The organism is Mycolicibacterium sp. MU0050 (genome assembly GCF_963378085.1).
GTDB lineage: Bacteria > Actinomycetota > Actinomycetes > Mycobacteriales > Mycobacteriaceae > Mycobacterium > Mycobacterium wendilense.
The window spans coordinates 4921949-4939632 of sequence record NZ_OY726395.1 but is presented as its reverse complement, the minus strand read 5'-3'; the positions used below and the strand labels follow the sequence as shown (position 1 = coordinate 4939632).

At 67.8% G+C, this 17684-nt stretch carries 18 protein-coding genes and 3 pseudogenes; 11 read left to right on the top strand and 10 right to left on the bottom strand.

Annotation, left to right across the window (positions count from 1 at the left end):
- Positions 1–2: 2 nt before the first annotated feature.
- Entirely contained in the window at positions 3–1268 is a 1266-nt protein-coding gene (locus R2K23_RS23495; RefSeq protein WP_316513029.1) for an aromatic ring-hydroxylating oxygenase subunit alpha, read from the bottom strand.
- 290 nt (positions 1269–1558) lie between these two features.
- Between R2K23_RS23495 and R2K23_RS23490 the strand changes: the two genes are divergently transcribed.
- On the top strand, positions 1559–2347 hold the full coding sequence (locus tag R2K23_RS23490; RefSeq protein WP_316513027.1) for an enoyl-CoA hydratase/isomerase family protein: 789 nt from the start codon (positions 1559–1561) through the stop codon (positions 2345–2347).
- Positions 2348–2377: 30 nt separating this feature from the next.
- Positions 2378–3292 (top strand): winged helix-turn-helix transcriptional regulator, encoded by a 915-nt coding sequence (locus tag R2K23_RS23485; protein ID WP_316513025.1) that lies wholly within the window; start codon positions 2378–2380, stop codon positions 3290–3292.
- Positions 3293–3311: 19 nt separating this feature from the next.
- On the opposite strand, the gene R2K23_RS23480 is transcribed toward R2K23_RS23485, so the two are convergent.
- From R2K23_RS23480 to R2K23_RS23465, 4 genes are all read right to left on the bottom strand, one after another.
- Positions 3312–3602, bottom strand: coding sequence for a DUF4235 domain-containing protein (locus R2K23_RS23480; RefSeq protein ID WP_316513023.1), 291 nt, complete (start codon positions 3600–3602; stop codon positions 3312–3314).
- A gap of 24 nt (positions 3603–3626) precedes the next feature.
- Positions 3627–3992: a DUF3618 domain-containing protein gene (locus R2K23_RS23475; RefSeq protein WP_316513021.1), complete on the bottom strand. Its 366-nt coding sequence runs from the start codon at positions 3990–3992 to the stop codon at positions 3627–3629.
- Positions 3982–4383, bottom strand: coding sequence for a phage holin family protein (locus tag R2K23_RS23470; RefSeq protein ID WP_316513019.1), 402 nt, complete (start codon positions 4381–4383; stop codon positions 3982–3984). The genes R2K23_RS23475 and R2K23_RS23470 overlap by 11 nt, the downstream gene beginning before the upstream one ends.
- Positions 4384–4502: 119 nt before the next feature.
- On the bottom strand, positions 4503–5159 hold the full coding sequence (locus R2K23_RS23465; RefSeq protein ID WP_316513018.1) for an FAD-dependent oxidoreductase: 657 nt from the start codon (positions 5157–5159) through the stop codon (positions 4503–4505).
- 101 nt (positions 5160–5260) lie between these two features.
- Between R2K23_RS23465 and R2K23_RS23460 the strand changes: the two genes are divergently transcribed.
- The gene (locus R2K23_RS23460) at positions 5261–5944 is read left to right on the top strand and encodes a GAF and ANTAR domain-containing protein (protein WP_316513017.1); all 684 of its coding nucleotides are present in this window, start codon (positions 5261–5263) and stop codon (positions 5942–5944) included.
- A 1-nt stretch (position 5945) separates the two neighbouring features.
- Here the strand turns inward: R2K23_RS23460 and R2K23_RS23455 are convergent, their stop codons facing one another.
- Positions 5946–6248, bottom strand: a complete 303-nt coding sequence (locus R2K23_RS23455; protein ID WP_316513015.1) for an STAS domain-containing protein — start codon at positions 6246–6248, stop codon at positions 5946–5948.
- Between the two features lie 255 nt (positions 6249–6503).
- The gene (locus tag R2K23_RS23450; RefSeq protein ID WP_316513013.1) at positions 6504–7865 is read right to left on the bottom strand and encodes an APC family permease; all 1362 of its coding nucleotides are present in this window, start codon (positions 7863–7865) and stop codon (positions 6504–6506) included.
- Positions 7866–8058: 193 nt separating this feature from the next.
- Here R2K23_RS23450 and R2K23_RS23445 point away from each other — a divergent pair.
- The 6 genes and pseudogenes from R2K23_RS23445 to R2K23_RS23420 form a co-directional block, all read left to right on the top strand.
- Positions 8059–9208 (top strand): annotated as a pseudogene (locus R2K23_RS23445) (zinc-dependent alcohol dehydrogenase).
- 13 nt (positions 9209–9221) lie between these two features.
- The gene (locus R2K23_RS23440) at positions 9222–9812 is read left to right on the top strand and encodes a hypothetical protein (protein WP_316513012.1); all 591 of its coding nucleotides are present in this window, start codon (positions 9222–9224) and stop codon (positions 9810–9812) included.
- A gap of 113 nt (positions 9813–9925) precedes the next feature.
- Complete coding sequence (locus R2K23_RS23435; protein WP_316513011.1) at positions 9926–10483, top strand: CsbD family protein; 558 nt, start codon at positions 9926–9928, stop codon at positions 10481–10483.
- A 25-nt stretch (positions 10484–10508) separates the two neighbouring features.
- On the top strand, positions 10509–11180 hold the full coding sequence (locus R2K23_RS23430) for an IF2 family translation initiation factor (protein WP_316513009.1): 672 nt from the start codon (positions 10509–10511) through the stop codon (positions 11178–11180).
- 15 nt (positions 11181–11195) lie between these two features.
- Positions 11196–11450 (top strand): annotated as a pseudogene (locus R2K23_RS23425) (MBL fold metallo-hydrolase); the annotation flags it as partial.
- A 113-nt stretch (positions 11451–11563) separates the two neighbouring features.
- A pseudogene (locus R2K23_RS23420) lies at positions 11564–11668 on the top strand (manganese catalase family protein); the annotation flags it as partial.
- Positions 11669–11708: 40 nt separating this feature from the next.
- On the opposite strand, the gene R2K23_RS23415 reads toward R2K23_RS23420, so the two are convergent.
- Positions 11709–12803, bottom strand: a complete 1095-nt coding sequence (locus R2K23_RS23415) for an NADH:flavin oxidoreductase (RefSeq protein ID WP_316513007.1) — start codon at positions 12801–12803, stop codon at positions 11709–11711.
- A gap of 103 nt (positions 12804–12906) precedes the next feature.
- On the opposite strand from R2K23_RS23415, the gene R2K23_RS23410 reads away from it, so the two are divergent.
- A complete protein-coding gene (locus tag R2K23_RS23410; RefSeq protein WP_316513006.1) occupies positions 12907–13356 on the top strand; it encodes a hypothetical protein in 450 nt (149 codons plus the stop codon).
- Between the two features lie 7 nt (positions 13357–13363).
- On the opposite strand, the gene R2K23_RS23405 is transcribed toward R2K23_RS23410, so the two are convergent.
- Both R2K23_RS23405 and R2K23_RS23400 read right to left on the bottom strand, forming a co-directional pair.
- Entirely contained in the window at positions 13364–14833 is a 1470-nt protein-coding gene (locus R2K23_RS23405) for an amidase (protein ID WP_316513004.1), read from the bottom strand.
- Positions 14834–14879: 46 nt separating this feature from the next.
- Complete coding sequence (locus R2K23_RS23400) at positions 14880–16592, bottom strand: thiamine pyrophosphate-binding protein (protein ID WP_316513003.1); 1713 nt, start codon at positions 16590–16592, stop codon at positions 14880–14882.
- A 101-nt stretch (positions 16593–16693) separates the two neighbouring features.
- Here R2K23_RS23400 and R2K23_RS23395 point away from each other — a divergent pair, with 101 nt between their 5' ends.
- Positions 16694–17623 carry an IclR family transcriptional regulator gene (locus R2K23_RS23395; RefSeq protein WP_316513001.1) on the top strand — a complete coding sequence of 310 codons (930 nt, stop codon included), beginning with the start codon at positions 16694–16696 and terminating at the stop codon, positions 17621–17623.
- Positions 17624–17684: the final 61 nt, after the last annotated feature.

Genomic DNA, 17684 nt, shown 5'->3' with positions numbered 1-17684 from the left:
GGTCACACCCCGGCCGTCGTGCGCTGGTAGTCCTCGATCCAGGCGGCGGTCTCCTTGTGCAGGTGCCGCAGCAGGATCTCCTGGTCGCATAGGTGGAACTCCTGGACCACCCTCGACTCGATGGCGGACTGGGTGGCCTCCAGGGTGTTCGCGTCCTGCAGGCCGTACTCCTTGAACGAGGCCGCGGCCAACTCCTGGCCCAACCGCTCGCGCGGGGTCCGAGGCTGGGGGAAGTACAGCGTGCACTCGAAGGTGTGGGTGTTGAACGACGTCGGCCAGTAGTGATAGGTCAGGTACCAACCCTGCCCCCAGAACAGGATCACGAAGTTCGGGAACAGCTGGAACGAATCAAGGCCCCACGGGTCGCAGTTGGCGGGGTTGAGGCCGGGCGGCATCTCACCGAGATCCGGCTTGTCCCAAGGGCCGAAGAGTCCGCTCTGGCAGATGTCCTCGATCGGCTTGCGCATCTCGTCGGCCATCTCCCAGGCCCGTACCCCGGAGGTGCTCACCAGGCGATGCGGACCGTCGATCCGGTAGTGCGGTGCCTCGAATCCGGCCTGCGCGGCGGCCTTCGAGTACGCCGTGGGGGACTGGTTCGCATGCAGTACCGGGGCGTGGTAGAACTCCTGGAAAGCGTCCATGTACAGCTTCCAGTTCGCCTTCACGTCGGAGCGATAGGTGAACCGCGAGGTCATCTTGTCGAAGGGGTAGCCCTCGAGGCCGGTGATCATGGGCCCGAGGAAATCGCGCAGCGACTGCTCCGGGGTCTCGGCGAAGTTGACGAAGATGAACCCCTCCCACACTTCGCAGTGCACGGGCACCAGGCCGTAGCGGCTCTTGTCCAGGTCGAAGAACTCTTCTTCCTGCTGCACATAGGTCAGGTTGCCGTCCAGGTCGTAGCGCCAGGCGTGGTACTTGCAGATGAACTGCCGACACATACCGCTGGTGTCCTCGAGCGGCATGTCGTCCCACACCAGCTTGTTGCCGCGGTGCCGGCACACGTTGTGGAAAGCGTTGATGTCGCCGGACTTGTTGCGCACGACGATGATTGACGTGTTGGCCGCCTTCATCTCCTTGGTGAAGTAGCTGCCGGTGCGGGGCACCTGCTCGACGCGGCCGACGTTGAGCCAGGCGCGCTTGAAGATCGCCTTACGCTCGAGTTCGTAGATTTCCGGACTGATCGAATCCTCGTACGACACCGGTCCGGTGCCCAGTTCGGGGTAGTGCTGGGTCCAACTGCCTTCAGCTGGTTTGGGAAACCGAGCCATGCCCGCTCCTCTGCCAAGTCATTGCCACTTCGAGTGCCGGTGCAGGGCTGCGAACCGGCGAGTCCTGTGCAGCGAGCCGCTGGTGCTCCGGTCGCTGCGGTCAGGGCTACAGCCTCAGACCGTAGCCCGCCGCCGACAAGATGACAAGTAGTTGATATTGCCGCGACGGGCGTGCTCAGCCTCGCTTCCCGGACGAACCCCCTTGTCCCGCGGGTGGCGGCCCAGTAACGTCTCGCTATGCAAGTCAGTCTTGTAATGCAAGTAACTAGTGACTGGTACGGAGGTTCGGCATGGGTGACGAGCAGAAGTTGGTTGTGGAGCGATCCGGTCCGGTGACCACCGTGACGTTGAATCGGCCGGAGGTGCACAACGCGCTGGATCGGGATCTGTCCGAACAGCTCAATCACGCCGTCCGGGAGATTCGCGACGACCGGGATTGCCGCGTCGTAGTGTTGCAGGGTGCCGGTGAGACCTTCTGCGCCGGCGATGACGTCGCGGAGTTCAACACCTGGGATGACGAGATCGCCGGACGGCAGATCCGTCTCTATCAGGAGACGGCGAAGATCATCGAGGACATGACGATGATGACGATCGCAAAGGTCGACGGCATCGCCGTCGGCGGCGGCCTGGAGCTCACGTTGGTCTGCGACTTCGTGGTGGCCACCGACCGGTCGCGGTGGGGCATGCCGGAGATCGACTGGGAGATCACCCCCGGCTGGGGCGGCACCAACCGGCTGGCGGCCTTCGCCGGTCGCCGGAAGGCCAAGGAATGGAACCTGATCGGCGCGCTGTTCGACGCCGCGACCGCGGAGAAGTACAACCTGGTCAACCGCCTCACCACGCCGGAGCAGCTCGACGCCGAGGTCGAGGCGTTGATCGAGGTGCTGCTGGAGAAGAATCCCCGCACTCTCGAGCGGACCAAGAAGTGTCTCAACTACGGCGCGGACAATATTGCCGTCGGCCTCGCGCTGGAGGCCGAATGGATCGGCCGCCACAAGACCGAGGGGGTCTCGGACTTCCGGGACCGCGAACGCCGGGAGCAGCGGCGCCAGCGCTCGAAGCGGTTCTGGCAGGACTGACGCGCAGGCCCGGGCAGGTACCCTGAGCGCGTGTCGGACCTGGTCAAGGCTGCTGCGCCGCTCAGCTGTTCGGTGTTCGGCGCCACCGAGGCCATCGGGGACGCCTGGTCCTGGCTGCTGCTCAGCGAGGCGATCATCGACGACACCCGTCGGTTCGATGCGTTTCAAAGCCGCCTACAGATCGCCCGTTCGACCTTGAGCGCCCGGTTGAGCGCGTTGTGCGCCAACGGACTGATGGTGCAGGACGGCAGGGACTACACGCTGACAGCCGCCGGCGCCGACTTCTTCACGTGCGCGATGACGGCGATGGCGTGGGGCGACCGGTGGTGTCTGGACGGCGCAGCCGCGCCGACGCGGGTTGCACACCTGGGCTGTCGCGATCAGATTCGGGGCGAGTTGCGCTGCGCGGCCTGCAACGAGGTGGTCCTCGCGCGTGACGTCAGCTTCAGCCGACGGCCCGAAGCGCTCGAGTCCGCTGGCGCCGCTGCCCGCCATCGTGCTCCCAACCTCGACCTGCTGCAGCGTCCACGACGCAGTTCGATCGCCGCCACCCTCCAGGTGATCGGCGACCGCTGGAGCGCGTTGATAATCCGTGAACTGTTCTACGGCTCAATGCGTTTCGAGGATTTCCTGCGGCACCTGGGGATCGCGAGCAACATCTTGAGTCAGCGTCTGCAACGCCTGGTCGACCACGGCATCGTCGGCAAGCACCCCTACCAGACCCGGCCGCCCCGGCACGAATATCGGCTCACCGCCAAAGGTCTCGATCTGTACCCGGTGCCGTTGTCGATGTTGGCGTGGGGGGACCGCTGGCTGGCGAGCGGGCAGCCGCCGGTGCGGCTCGCGCACCTGCGCTGTGACGCCGTACTGACGCCGCGGCTCAGCTGCAGCGAGTGCGCACGGCCGATCACCCGAGCCGATGTCAGCTTCGAACACCGGGATTAACCGGCGGGCGCGCGGTCGGTCAGCTCCCCGGCCACTCCCCGGTTGCTTTCTCGAACAGCCGGGCGCCCTGCCGGTCGATCACGGTTTTCACCACCGAGTAGATGACGCCCTGAATGGCGGCGGCCAACAGAATTTCCTTGAACGGATATTCCGTCTCCAACGGCTTGGGCGGGTCGGGTTTGTCGCCGGGTGACGCCCTGCGCCACACCTGCTTGAAGATCACGCCCGCCAACAGTCCGCCCGCCATCGAGCTGGCAAGGCCGACGGGCCGGTAGAGAATCTTCGCCGACGTGCTCGTCCTGTTAGGCATGAAACGCGCTCCTTTCAACAGTGCTCAGCGGCGGCGGCGTAGCCACAGCACGGCCCCGACCAGGGCTGCTGCGGCGATCAGCGCCGCCACCGGAACTACCGGTCTGACCGATCCGGTGTCGGTGGTCAGCGCCTCCCGGGTGGCGTGCTGCGCGGCGTGCGCCCTGTCCGCGACGGCCTCGGGGGCTTGGGTGGTTTTGGCGGCCATGCGGTCCTTGGTCTCGGACACCTTGTCCTCGACCCGCGCCTTCACGTCGGCCTTCGCTGCGAGCGCCTCGACGGTCTGACCCAGCTCATGACGGGTCTTTTCGATGTCGGCCTGCAGGTCATCGATGTCGGCGTCCGGGCCCGGTTCGCCGTTACGGCCCGACGGGGTCTCTTCAGCGGTCATGGCGAGCGCCCTTCACTTCATCGATGTCCTGTTTCACGTTGGCCACGGTTCGTTCTGGGGTGGGGGAGACCTGCTCGAACTGCTTCTTGCTGACCAGACCCGCGACACCGGCGACCAGAAAGAGAACGGCCGCAACAATCAGGGCGGCGGCCCACACCGGGACCGCCAACGCGAGCGCGGCGATGGCGGCGGCGACCACGCTGGCCACACCGAACATCGCTGCGATACCGGCGGCGCTGATGATGCCGGCGCCACGCCCGGCGTGCTTCGCCGACTCGGTGAACTCGCGTTGCGCCAAACGCATTTCGTCGCGCACCAGCCGGGAGGTTTGCTCCGATAACTGGGCGACAAGATCCCCGATCGACGCATCGGCGTCGGATTTCGGTTGCATCTTTGCCTCTCTTCGGTCTTGGTCGACGGCATGGGCCGACCACGCTCCAATGCGCTAGAGGTTCCCGGTGCCATTGGCCGTCAAACGTTGCCGGCAAGCGTCGGTGGGGCCGGCGCCCATCAGGACGGCGGGTAGGGCAGGCCGACATCGTCGGCGAGCAGGCTCTGCACGACGATCATCGCGGCGTTCGAGCCCGCGGCGATGGCGCCGGCAACGTGAGGGTGCTCCGTGCACACATCTCCGGCCGCGAAGATGTCCGCGGAATCGGTGCGGAACAAGCTGTCGACGCAGATCTGTTCCGGCGACAACGGCCCCGAAGCGCAACGGGCACCGAGCTTTTCAGCCAGGGGCGTGCGTTGCCGCAGCGGGGCGGTCACCAGCAGGCCGTCGCGGCGCAGCGGCGGCCCCTCGGCAAACACCAGTTCATCGAGCTCGCCCGCTTCGCCGACCACCTCAACCAAGCGTCGCTGCTCCACGGTCACCCCGTCCCGGTGCTCGAGTGTCAGGCCGGTGTCGGCGCGCGCGCCATCGGTGACTTCCCCGACTCGGTATTCGACGCTGGGATAGGCCGCCAGTTCGCGCCGCCCGGCCGCGTAGAGCTCAGCCGGCGGTCGACCGTCGTATCCGAGCAGCCCTCCGAGCACGGCCGACGCCCGGTTGCTCTGCTCGTCGAGGTCGACCACCAGGGTCCGTCGTCGTGCTCGGCCCAACACCAAAGCGGCACTCAACCCTGCCGCGCCGCCTCCGACGACGACGCAATCCCACTCCGCGCTCATCGACCGCTGATATCCGCCAGCGCGTAACCCCAAACCCTAGACTCGGGGGCTAGCGTCGCCACGGGCCCGAGGGCCCTGCTCGGCGAGGCGGGAAGGCAATCATGGTGGACCGGTCGGGGCACGAGTTGGCGACCCGGATGGCCGAACTGGCCCGGGCGCCGGCGGGACGACGCACAACCGAGGAGGTGCTGGCGGAAGTATCCGCCACCGCCGTCGAGTTGATCCCGGGCGCAGACACGGCGGGGGTCTTGCTGATCCGTCGGAATGGCTTCGAGTCCCTGGGCGGCACCACGGACATCCCCGAGCGCCTCGATGAATTGCAGGTGTCGTACGACGAGGGACCCTGTATCCAAGCGGCCGTTGCCGACGTGGTGGTGCGCACCGACGACTTCCGGACGGAGACGCGGTGGCCGAAGTACTCGCCGGCTGTGGTGGAAATCGGTGTGCTCAGCGGGATCTCGTTCAAACTGTTCACCGCCGAGAAGACCGCGGGCGCACTCAATTTGTTCGGGTATCAGCCGCACGTTTGGGACGGGGACGCCCTGACGGTCGGAAGCGTACTCGCGGCCCACGCCACTGCGGCCATTCTTGCGAACGAACACGGACACCAGCTCGAGACGGCGTTGTTGAGTCGAGACCGAATCGGTCAGGCCAAGGGCATCATCATGGAGCGCTACGACGTCGACGACGTACGCGCTTTCGACATGCTGCGCCAGCTGTCGCAGGAGAGCAACGTCAAGCTGGCCGATATCGCGCAGCGGGTGATCGACAGCCGGGGGCACTGAGTCAGTTGGCCAAGGCAGAGGCGTCCTTTACGGCGTTCTCGCACATCGCCATGACTGGTGTTACGTAAGGTCCGGGCAATACCTTCAGCTCGATGCCCGCCAGCGCGCAGCGGTGTTCCAGCGTCTTGAGCATCCAGTATCCGTCGCACGAGAAGAACCGCACTCGGGTGAGGTCGAGGACCAGGCGGTGACATACCAGCACCTTGTTGAGTACGTAGTCGCGCACGTCGCAGGTGCCGGCTGCGTCGATGTCACCGGAAACCAGGACCCTTGCAACGTCGAATTCCGGCCAGTCGGTGGCCATTTCGGGTCCACTGCGTCGATAGAAAGCGCTCGGAGGAGCGGACCACCGCCGCGTGCGTCGGCGCGCCGGCCCCTCGGAGAGCATGCCCGTCATATCATCAGCCCCCATCGCCTCAGTGTGGAAATCGGGCGAGCCGCGCCGCGTTGCGTCGCGACCCGAACGGCTGTTGCTGAACCGAACCCTCACCGTACCCGGCTGGGGGTAAAGGCGCAGGCGAACGGCCATATCCGCCCGCCGGGAATGCTGCGTGGCGGATCACGCTCCGGCGCCCCCATCGGGGCCGTTGGCGTCGTGCCGGGACGCTGCTTGGGCGACGAAATACAGCACCACCCCCACGGCCAGCAAGATGGCGGCGAACAACCACACCTTGGCCGTCTGCTGGCTCAGGAGCAGCAGGCACGACGCAACGCCCAGGACGGGAACGGCGGTCCAGACCCGGAAATGGTCGTGCTTGACCGGATCGCGGCGCAGAACCAGCACCGCGATGTTGGTCGCGATGAACACGAACAGCAGCAGGAGAACAACGGTCTCGGCCAGTGTCGACAGATCGCCCATCAAGGTGAGGATCATGGCCACTGCGGTGGTGGAAACAATTGCCACCCAAGGGGTCCGGCGTTCGGGCAGGACTCGGCTCAGTGCCCCCGGCAACAGCCCGTGCTCCGCCATGCCATAGGCGAGCCGGCTGGCCATGATCATGGTCAACAACGCGCCGTTGGCCACGGCGATGAGCGCGATCGCACTGAACGCCCAGTCGGGCACCCCGAGCCCGGAGGCCGACACGACATCCAAGAGTGGGCCGGAGGATTCTGCGAGCTCCGCCGGCGGCAGGACCACCGAACTGGCCAGCGCGACCAGCACGTAGACCACACCGGCGGCGATCAGGGAGCCGAACAGCGCGGTCGGATACACCTTGCTCGGATTGCGGATCTCCTCGGCGACGTTGGCGGAGGTCTCGAACCCGACGAACGAGTAATAGGCGATGATCGCCCCGGCCAGGATCGCCAGGGCGGGAGTCGATTCCGGGGGAAATTCGCTCAGTCGGCTGACGTCACCGCGGCCACCGGCCAGCACCACCGCGCCGGCGATGATGACGATGAGCAGCCCGGTCAGCTCGATGACGGTCATCACCACGTTGCTCTTGACCGACTCGCTGATGCCGCGGGCGTTCAGGGCGGCGACCAGGGCGAGAAATACCACCGCCGCCAGCACGGGCGGCACGTCGATGAAGGTGGTCAGATAGTCGCCCGCGAACGCCAAGGACAGTCCGGCCGCGCTGGTGACGCCGGCGGCGAGCATGCAGAACCCGACCACGAAGGACACCATCGGGCGTCCGAAGGCCCGCTCCGCGAACACCGCGGCGCCGCCGGCCCTCGGGTACTTGGTGACCAGTTCGGCGTAGGAGCCCGCGGTGAGCAGCGCCAACAGCAGCGCCACCAGCAGCGGCGCCCACAATGCTCCGCCGACCTTGCCGGCGAGCACCCCCATCAGCGCGTAGATCCCCGCACCCAGGACATCGCCGAGAATGAACAGGAACAGCAGCGTTCCGGTGATCTTGCGTTTGAGCTTGCTGTCGGGCTGCGTGCCCTCATGCACGTCAGTAGTTGCTGCCGATGCCATTCCCGCCTCCTGTGCTGCCTGTGGGCATTCGGCGCCGACTCGGGCGCCGAGTCCGGTTACCCCAGTGGCCTTGACCATAAGCATTGCTGCGTCCGTAGCCGGTCGGGTTCGTGAGGCCCGCCACCGGAGTCGGCGGCGTTTCACGCAATCGAAACGGGGTAAGCGCCGCAGTGACAACGACGGAGGAGGGCGCATGCGCGCGATGGTCTACCGCGGCCCGTACAAGGTACGCGTCGAAGAGAAAGACGAGCCTCCGATCGAACATCCCAACGACGCCATCATCAGGGTCACGATGGCTGCGATCTGCGGCTCCGACCTCCACCTCTACCACGGGATGATGCCGGACACCCGGGTTGGCATGACCTTCGGCCACGAGTTCATCGGGGCAGTCGAAAAGGTCGGACCGTCGGTGCAGAAGCTCAAACCCGGTGATCGGGTGATGGTGCCGTTCAACGTCTTCTGCGGTTCGTGCTACTTCTGCGCCCGTGGTCTCTACTCGAACTGCCACAACGTGAACCCGAACGCCACGGCCGTCGGCGGCATCTACGGGTACTCGCACACCTGCGGGGGCTACGACGGCGGCCAGGCCGAATTTGTGCGGGTGCCGTTCGCCGACGTCGGCCCGGCGTTGATACCGGAGTGGATGGACGACGAGGACGCGCTGTTGTGTACCGACGCCCTGGCCACCGGGTACTTCGGCGCACAACTCGCTGACATCGCCGAGGGCGACACGGTCGCGGTATTCGGCGCCGGCCCGGTAGGGCTGTACGCGGCGACGTCGGCCTGGCTCATGGGTGCCGGCCGCGTCATCGTGATCGACCACCTGGAGAACCGGCTGGCGAAGGCGCGGGACTTTCGCGCACGCGGAGACCCGCAACTTCGCCGAATACGACGACATCGTGGTCGAGATGAAGAAGACGACCGACGGCTTGGGCACCGACTCGGTGATCGAATGCGTCGGTGCCGAGGCCGACGGGAACTTTCTGCAGCACGTGACCGCCGCGAAACTCAAACTCCAGGGCGGTTCCCCGATCGCGCTGAACTGGGCCATCGACTCGGTGCGCAAAGGCGGCACGGTTTCGGTGATGGGGGCATACGGGCCGATGTTCAGTGCCGTCAAGTTCGGTGACGCGATGAACAAGGGTCTGACGCTGCGCATGAATCAGTGCCCCGTCAAACGGCAGTGGCCCCGGTTGTTCTCCCACATCCAGAACGGTTATCTGAAGCCCAACGACATTGTGACGCATCGTATTCCGCTGGAGCACGTGGCCGAGGCGTACCACATCTTCTCCGCGAAGCTCGACGACTGCATCAAACCCATCGTCCTTCCCCACGCCAGCTGACGGGAGTTCCATCATGGTGTACACGGCCGACCGCCCCCCGGTGCCGAGCAGCGACGACCTACGGGCACGCATTCCCGGGTGGGGTGTCGACCTCGACCCCGCCGACCGCCCTGCGGTCCCGCGGCTGCGGTTCGATCCGGATTCCACCGGCGCGCACTGGGACCTACCTGAGCAGCAACCCGAGAAGTGGCCGCGGGAACGGTCGATCGAGCACCAACGTCTGACTCCGGTGTTCGGAACGGCGACCCCGCCCCGCGGGCTGTCCGGTGCGGTGCGCCGGTACGCCTATCGCTACAGCGAGGCCCGAGCCGCACACTGGTTGCTCCTGCTCGGTGCCGACCGCATCAATGCCCTCGAGAGTCACGTCGGGTCGATGTTCACGCTCCGCCCGGACAACCCGATCACGCAGACGGGCATCAAGAGTGAGTTCACCCACAACGGCTGGAAGTCGCGGGTGGGCACCGGCCGCGTCGACAATTCCCACACCTGGATGGACCCGGTGCTGGTCGCTGGGCCGTGGGTGCTGGTCGGGTGGCTGCTGAGCCGGGCCGGTCGCGCAGCCGCCAAGCGCTTCACGGCGACCGGCCGACCGGATCGCGTTTGAACGGCTCGCAAAACGAGCATGCAAGGAGCCAAGCCCCAGCGTTGTGGATGACTCGGGATGTCGCACGTGTGTTCCCCGCGCGACGTCATCCCCGAAACCAACAGGAGAAATGTATGAGTGAGCAGGACAAGGCCGGCCAGGCCCGCAAGGGACTGATCGACACGGTGAAAGGCAAGGCCAAGGAGGTCTTCGGCGCGGTCACCGGCAACGACTCGCTGACGGCCGAGGGCCAGCTCGAGCAGGTGCAGGCCAAGGAGCGCAAGGAGGCCGGCGCGGTCGAGGCCGTCGCCGACGCCGAGGCCGCGGAGGCGCGCGCCAAGGAGGCCGAAGCCCACCGGCAGGCTGCTGCCGCGCGCGGCGCGGTGAACAGCAGCGCCGCCGCCGCCGAGCAGTCGCTCACCACGCAACAGGCCGCGCAGAAGCAGGCCGCCGAGCAGGCCGCGGCCCGCGACGCGGCGCAACAGCGGTCGCAGGCAGACCTCGACGCCGACCGGAAGGTCCAGCAGGCCCAGGCCCGAGAGCAGGCCGAGGCCCGGTCCGCCACGCGCGAGGTGGTCGATGCCGCCGACGAGCACCGCCGCGACGTCCAGGACGCCGCCGGCGACAAGGCCGAGGCCCAACGGCTCCGCGAGCGCGCCGACAGCCTGTCCGAACGCACCGACCTGCCCTGACTTACCGAAAACCAGGACTTAACCAATGAACATCATCGAAGTTCCGCGAACCATTCTTCGGTTCCAGTACCAAATTGCCCGGCTGCCGTTGCGCGTCATCGAGGACCGTGTGGTCTCACGGATGGACGAGGAAGCGCCGGCCCGGCTGCTCTACGAGCGCACGATCGGCGCACTGGACGCCACCGTGGGCAATGCTCTGGGCGAGCCCGAGTTGCACAATCAAGGCGCCGCCTTGGCCGCCCGCAGCGAGGCTCGCGGCCGGGCGGCCGCGCTCGAGGCCACCGCCGCGGAAAAGAAGGCGCAGGCCGACCAGCAACTCAAGGCGGCCCGCGACGAGGCCGTGGCGGACCGAAAAGAGGCTCGTGCCACCGCGGAGGCGAAGATCGATGCCGCTCGCGAGACGGCCGCTGAGCGCAAGACTGCCGCCACCGTGGCCGCCGGGAAGCGGGCCACCGCCGCCAAGAAGCAGGCCGACGACGTCGCGGCCCGTCGCAAGGAGACGGTGGAGGCCGCCAAGCGGCAGGAACTGGACCGCGTCCGGGCCGCGGAGAAGAAGGCGGCAGCAGATGCGCAGGCCAAGCGCGAGGATGCCCAGGAGAAGCGTCGGGCGGCCGAAAGCAAACGCGCGCAGGCTGATCGGGTGGAGGACCTGGCGGACGTGGAGAAGCAGAAGCGGCAAGCCGAACGCGCCAATTGAGCTACCCGGCAGGCGGGTGTCGTCCACCTCGGCGGCACCCGGCTACCGGCAGGAAACCGTCTCCCGTTCGGCTTGACCGTCACGATGGACGGTGTCCAGGGCGCCGACGCCGTGGAGTTGCTCGGGCTCCCCAAGGTGATTCCCGTGCATTATTTCGACGACTACGGTGTCTTCGCCTCGCCCCTGAGTGACTTCACCGACGAAATGAAAAGACGCCGCCTCGACGACAGGGTCGTCGAACTCGGTCGCGGCGCGACGGTACGGATCTAACACCACGCGGCGCGCGCGTTTGCGCCGCGCGGTCTCGGGTACCCGAACCGAAATAGGCGGTCTTCAGCCCTCGGATCGCGAGTCCCCTCCTACCGATTCCGAGAGGCCACGACGTGTTCACTCATAACAAAGACCTTCAATTCGAGGTCCGGGTCAACGAGCCGGACCCCCGCTTCGCATCCCTGCTGATGGAGCAGTTTGGTGGCGCCAACGGCGACCCCGCCCGATCCGCAGATCCACTGACCGGTCGTCAGTAGCTCAGGCAAGCGCGGCCAGCGCGGTTTCCGGGTTGTAGCCGGCGAATTCACCGAGTTGGCCGTCGCGTAGCCGGTTCACCCAGTCGGGGTCGGCGAGTAGCGCGCGGCCGATGGCCGCGATGTCGAACTCGCCGGCCTCGAACTGTTCGACAAGGCGGTCAAGCGGGGCGGGCTGGATGACCTGGCCGCGCTTTTCGCTGCGGAACTGTGTCTCCAGACCCACCGAGCCGACCGTGATCACCGGCAGCCCGGTCACCTTCTTCGTCCAGCCGGCCAAGCTCAACTGGGCATCGTGGTCGGGGAACGCGGGCACATAGTGCCTGCGCGCGGAGGGGTGGAACGCGTCGACTCCGGCGTCGACCAGCGGCGTCAGCAGATCCTGCAGCTGAGTCGGGTTCTCGGCGATCGACGCGGTGTAGTCGGTGCCCTTCCACTGCGAGTACCGAAAGATGATCGGATAGTCCGGTCCGACAGCTTCCCGGACCGCGCGCACCACCTCGGCGGGGAAGCGGGTCCTCGCGGCCAACGAACCGCCGTAGCCGTCGGTGCGCAAATTGGTCTTTTCCCAAAGGAATTGGTCGAGCAGATACCCGTGAGCTCCGTGTAGCTCCACGGCGTCGAAGCCGAGTTCACGGGCGGTGGCCGCACTGCGCGCGAACAGGTCGGCGAGTTTCGGCAATTCCGACGGCTCGAGCGCGCGGCCCTTGCGACGTCCCAGCCCGTCGATGCCCGACGGGCTCACGGTGATCACGCCGTCGTCATCGGCACGCTCGGCGCCCTGGTGCCAGAGCTGGGCGGCGATCCTCGACCCCTCGCCGTGCACGGCGTCGACCACGCGCCGCCAGCCGGTCAGGACCTCGTCGCCGGCCAGCGTCGGGATGCTCGCCGGGTAACCCGCAGCCGGATCCGGCAGGCGAATGCCCTCGGTGATGATGAGGCCGACCCCACCCGCGGCCCGGCGCCGGTAGTACTCGGCCACGTCGGTGCCGGGCACGCCCTCGGGGGAGGCCTGGCGGGTCATCGGTGCCATAGCGAACCGGTTCGGCACGGTGAGCGAGCGGATGGAAACGGGTCGAAAGAGATCAGCAGCGGCCATGGACGTGTGCAACGCGGGGGACCCGTCGTTGATTCCTACCGCAGTGCGGACGGGCGGTGGAAAAACCGTCCCGGGCGCGGCGCGCGTCATCGTAGGCTGAGGCATGCGCCAGCTCAGGTACGCCGTCGTTGCCCTGTTCGGGGTCGTCGCGCTCGCGACAGGGTGTAGCAGCACCGCGGGAACCCCGGTGGCCGAGAAGGCCGGCACCGCCACCGCCGAAACGGCAACCTCGGCCCCGTCGACGACATCCCCGTCGACAACCCCGCAGGCGGCGCCGGCCGGGGACCCGGTCGGCACGGCGGTCCTGGCGGTCCGGGGCAGCGGCGCGCCGGTGACGATCCGTTACCGCATCAATGGCGGCCCGGAACAAACCGAGACCAATGTGGTCCTGCCCTGGGAAAAGCAGTACGACGTGTATTGGGAGCTGGACTCGGAGGTCAGCGCCGACGGCGGGGACGCCGAACTCATCTGCACCATCATCTTCAACGGCGATCAGCTGGTGTCGTTCGTGAGCGAACCGCGACCCACCTGCACCTTCGCCTACTGGGGCTAGCCGGATTTCAGATGGGTGGCACGCGGTCGTGCCACGGCAGCGCGGTTTCCAGCTGGGCCGCGAGCCGGATCAGCAGGGCTTCACCGTCGAGCGGCGCGACGAACTGCACCCCCAGCGGCAGGTTGTCTGCCGTCCAATGCAAAGGCAGTGAAATCGCCGGGCGGCCAGTGAGATTCGCCAACTGGGTGTACGGCACCCAGGACAGGTTCTTGTCGACCATGTCGTCGACGATCTTGGTGTAGCGCAGCAGTCCCGCGGTGCGGGTCTTGAGCAGCACGTCCGCACCGCGTTGCAGCGCGACCGGAAGGTCGAACTCGCCGATCCTCGGCGGCGGGGTGGCCAGCGTCGGGGTCAACAACAGGTCGAAGGACTCGAAGTAGGTGCTGAGCTTGCGGGTGTGTTCATGGCGACGCTGCACGGCATCCAGGTAGTCGACGCTGCTGGTCGCGCGACCCAACCCGGCCAGGATCAGCGTGTCGCGCTCGAAGGCGTCGTCGCCGGCGCCCGTCACCCGCTTGGCCTCGGCGAGCTCCCAGGCGGTGTAGACGAACCATGTCAGCAGGAAGTCCCGGGCCAGCGCGGCGTCGTCGAACGGGGCGCGCGGCAGCTCCTCCACGTGGTGGCCCAGCTCGGTAAGCACGCGCACCGCGGTCTCGACGGCCGCGAAGGCCTCGCGGTCCGGGGCCGGGTTGATGGCCGTCGGCACCCGCACGCCGATGCGCAGCCGGCCCGGGTCCCGCCCCACCGCGGCCGCGAACGACGTCGCCGGCACCGCCGGCGAGAACGGGGCGCAGGGCTCACCCCCGGCCAGCACGTCGAGCATCCCGGCGGTGTCCCGCACCGTCCTGGAGACCACGCCCTGCACGGCGGCCCCGTGCATGGATTCGCCGGTCGCCGGACCCGACGGGATGAGTCCGCGGCCGGGTTTCAGGCCGACCAGGCCGCAGCTGGCCGCCGGAATGCGGATCGAGCCCCCGCCGTCGCTGGCGCCGGCGCACGGCACGATGCCCGCGGCGACGGCCGCCGCGGCCCCGCCGGAGGACCCGCCGGGGCTGCGCTGCAGGTCCCACGGGTTGCGGGTCGGGCCCCACGCATCCGGCTCGGTGATGCCCTTCGCCCCGAACTCGGGGGTGTTCGTCTTCCCGAAGATGACCAGCCCGGCGTCGATCCAGCGCTGCACGACGGTCGCGTGCTCGGTGGCCGGCAGCGACATGAAGGCGCGCGAGCCCGCCGAGGTGGGCACTCCCGCGTAGTCCTGCGAGAGGTCCTTGATGAGGAACGGCGCCCCGCCGAACGGCCCGGTGCGCGCGCGGTCGGGATCAGCGGGGACATCGCGGACGATCGCGTTGAGCCGGGGATTGACCTCGGCCGCTCGCTGCTGTGCGAGCGCGAGCAGTTCGGCCGCCGTCACCGCCTTGTCGGCGACCAGTTGGGCCAGGCCGGTGGCGTCGTGGGCGCGGTACTCGTCGAGATTCATGCCACGACCGTAGGGCGTGCGGCGATCCGCCGGGGGCGGCCGTGGCTCAGCGCGGAATGTTCTCGTAGTAGGGCACCACGATCTCGTCGGTGGCGTCGACGTCGCCGAGCATCATGGTGGTCACCGGATGCACGATCTCCGGGTCGACCTCGAGGTCGATGCAGGCGGGCCCGCCGGCGGCGAAGGCACGCTTCATCGCGTCCGGGATGTCGCTCACCGAGCTGACATGCTCGCCGTGCGCGCCGAACCCCAGGGCCACCAGGTCGTAGCGGGTTTCGGCGAGCTCGGTCACCACCACCCCGCGCTGCCCGTACACGGCCTGCTGACCGTGAATGGACATGCCCCAGACGGCATTGTTGAACACCACGGTGACGACGGGGATGCCGTGCCGGACCATCGTGTCGAACTCCTGTACATGGAAGCCGGCCGCACCGTCACCGGTGATCACGACAATGGGCGCATCGGGGCGGGCGCGATGGGCGCCGATCGCGAAGCCGGGGCCTACTCCCAGGCAGCCAAGGTAACCCAACCGCAGGATCTGTCCGATTTCTCCTGCCTTGGTGAAGAATTCGGCCCACTGCGGCGCTTCGGCGCCGTCGAGGACGAAGATCGTGTCCGGCGGGCAGGCCGCCACGATCGCCTGCGCGGCGAAGTAGGGGTGCGGCTTCCCGGTTGCGGTGGTGTCATCGGTATAGAGCGCCGCGGGCAGATTCTTGGCGCCGGTGGCGGTCTCCACCCACGCGGACCAGTCCGGCCAGTCCTGCCCGGCCGCCCTGGCATGCAACGCTTCCAAGGTCGCGCGACAGTCCGCGACGATCGGCACCTCCACGTCGTGCATGCGGCCGATCTCGGCGGCGTCCACGTCGATCTGCACGATGCGGGCGCCGGGGAAGGTGCTCGTGCGTCCGCCGGTGAACATGCCCGACCGCGTGCCCACCAGGAACACGACGTCCGGAGTCTGCAGACCCGCAATGGGCAGCGCGCTCAGCGCCAACAGTCCGCCGGCGGCCAGGCGATGGTCGGCAGGGATGGCGCCGTCGGCCTTACCTGGGTAGTACACGGGCGCGCCGACGGTTTCGGCGAATGCCACCACGGCCTCCGACGCCCCGGAGAAGATCACGCCGCCGCCGATGAGGATGGCGGGTCGCTGCGCGCTGCGAAGCACATCCAGGGCCTGGTCCACCGCGGACGGTGCCGGCGCGGTGTGGCTGTCGAGCACGTAATTGGTGGGCCGCCGCACCCGTCCGGCGTCGACCTCGGAGAACATCACATCGATGGGGATCTCCAGCAGGACCGGGCCGGGTGCGCCGGAGGTGGCCTTGCGCACCGCGAGTGCCACCAGTTCCGGCACGCGCGCCGGGTCGGTGATGCGGTGGGCCCACTTCGTGACCGGTTCGGCGGCGGCGATCTGGTCGAAACCGCCTTGCAGCGGGTTGGTTTCGGTTTCCCGCAGCGGCGGCGCACCGACGATGAACAGGGTCGGCACCCGGTCCAGGTAGGCGTTGGCGAGCGCGGTGTAGACGTTGGTGAAGCCGGGACCGGAGGTCACGACGCAGACACCGAATTTGCCGGTTTCGCGCGCGTAGGCGTCGGCGGCGTGGCCCGCGCTGGACTCGTGGCGGGTGTCGGTGAGCCGGATCCCGGCGTCACCGCAGGCCACCAGGAAGGCGTCGAGATGGCCGCCGTGCAGCGTGAAAACGTCATCGACGCCCGCGTCGGCGAGCGCCTCGGCCAGCAACTGTCCACCGGTGACCGACATCGGTCTCACCCCTTCTTGTTCGTGTCGCGCGTCACGTCCAGACGCTGCCCCGACCATATCGAGGTTGCATAGTGCGTAGCAACAGTGGCATAGTGCGAACAATGGTGCGTGAATCACCGCAAACCGACCGGATTCTGCTGCTCATGGATCTGCTGATGGCCGATCCCGGTCAGGGCCGCACGCTGGCTGAGATCGCGCGTCATCTCGGGACCGCAAAGGCGACCTGCTACCCGATGCTCATTGCGCTCACCCGGGCTGGGTGGCTGGTGCGCCATCCGCGGCGGAAGACCTACCAACTGGGGCCCGCGCTGATCCCGATCGGGCACGCTGCGGCCGGTGCCATCGACGTGGTCGACCACGCCCGCGATGCCATGCACGCACTCGCTGACGCCGCCGACATGGTCTGCCTCGGTTTCGTGCCCTCGGCCACCGACCTGGTGGTCGCCGAACTCATCCAGCCCGCCCGCGGACGGCGGGGGAGTCTGGGCCTGCGGCTCGGGGACCGGATCGACTTCGCTCCGCCGCTGGGCGCCGTGGCCGCGGCGCGGCTGCCTCGCGAGCAACTTGCGCAGTGGTACGAGCGCGGGGAGCGGGACCTCGGCATCCCCGCGACCCGGCTCGAAGAGGCCTATTTTCCTGCGCTGCAATTGATCCGGGAGCGAGGCTTTGCCGTCGAGCATTTGGGACGGGGTGGCGCCGGCATCGCCGAGGTGATACAGGAGAGGCGAGGGCAGCACGCCTTGTCGTTGCAATACCTGGCCGCCGGGCCGACCCTGCAGGAACTCAGCGGGAACCCGCACGCCGATGTGCTGCTGCGGGAGATTCAACCCGACGCGGACTACCGCGTGGTCACGATCAGCGCCGCGGTCTTCAACGCCGACCACGCCCCGGCGCTGGTCCTGAGCCTGGTTGATGCGCCCGAGCCCCTGCCCGGAGCGCGGGTGAACGAACTCGGCGAGCAGATCTGCGCCGCCGCCGCCGACATCACCGCCCGCATCGGCGGCGCAGCCCCGTCCGGCGCCACGGGCTAGATCGAAACCGACACGGGGACAACAACATCAGGGGTGGGAGGCCGTTCCCTGCATTCTCTTC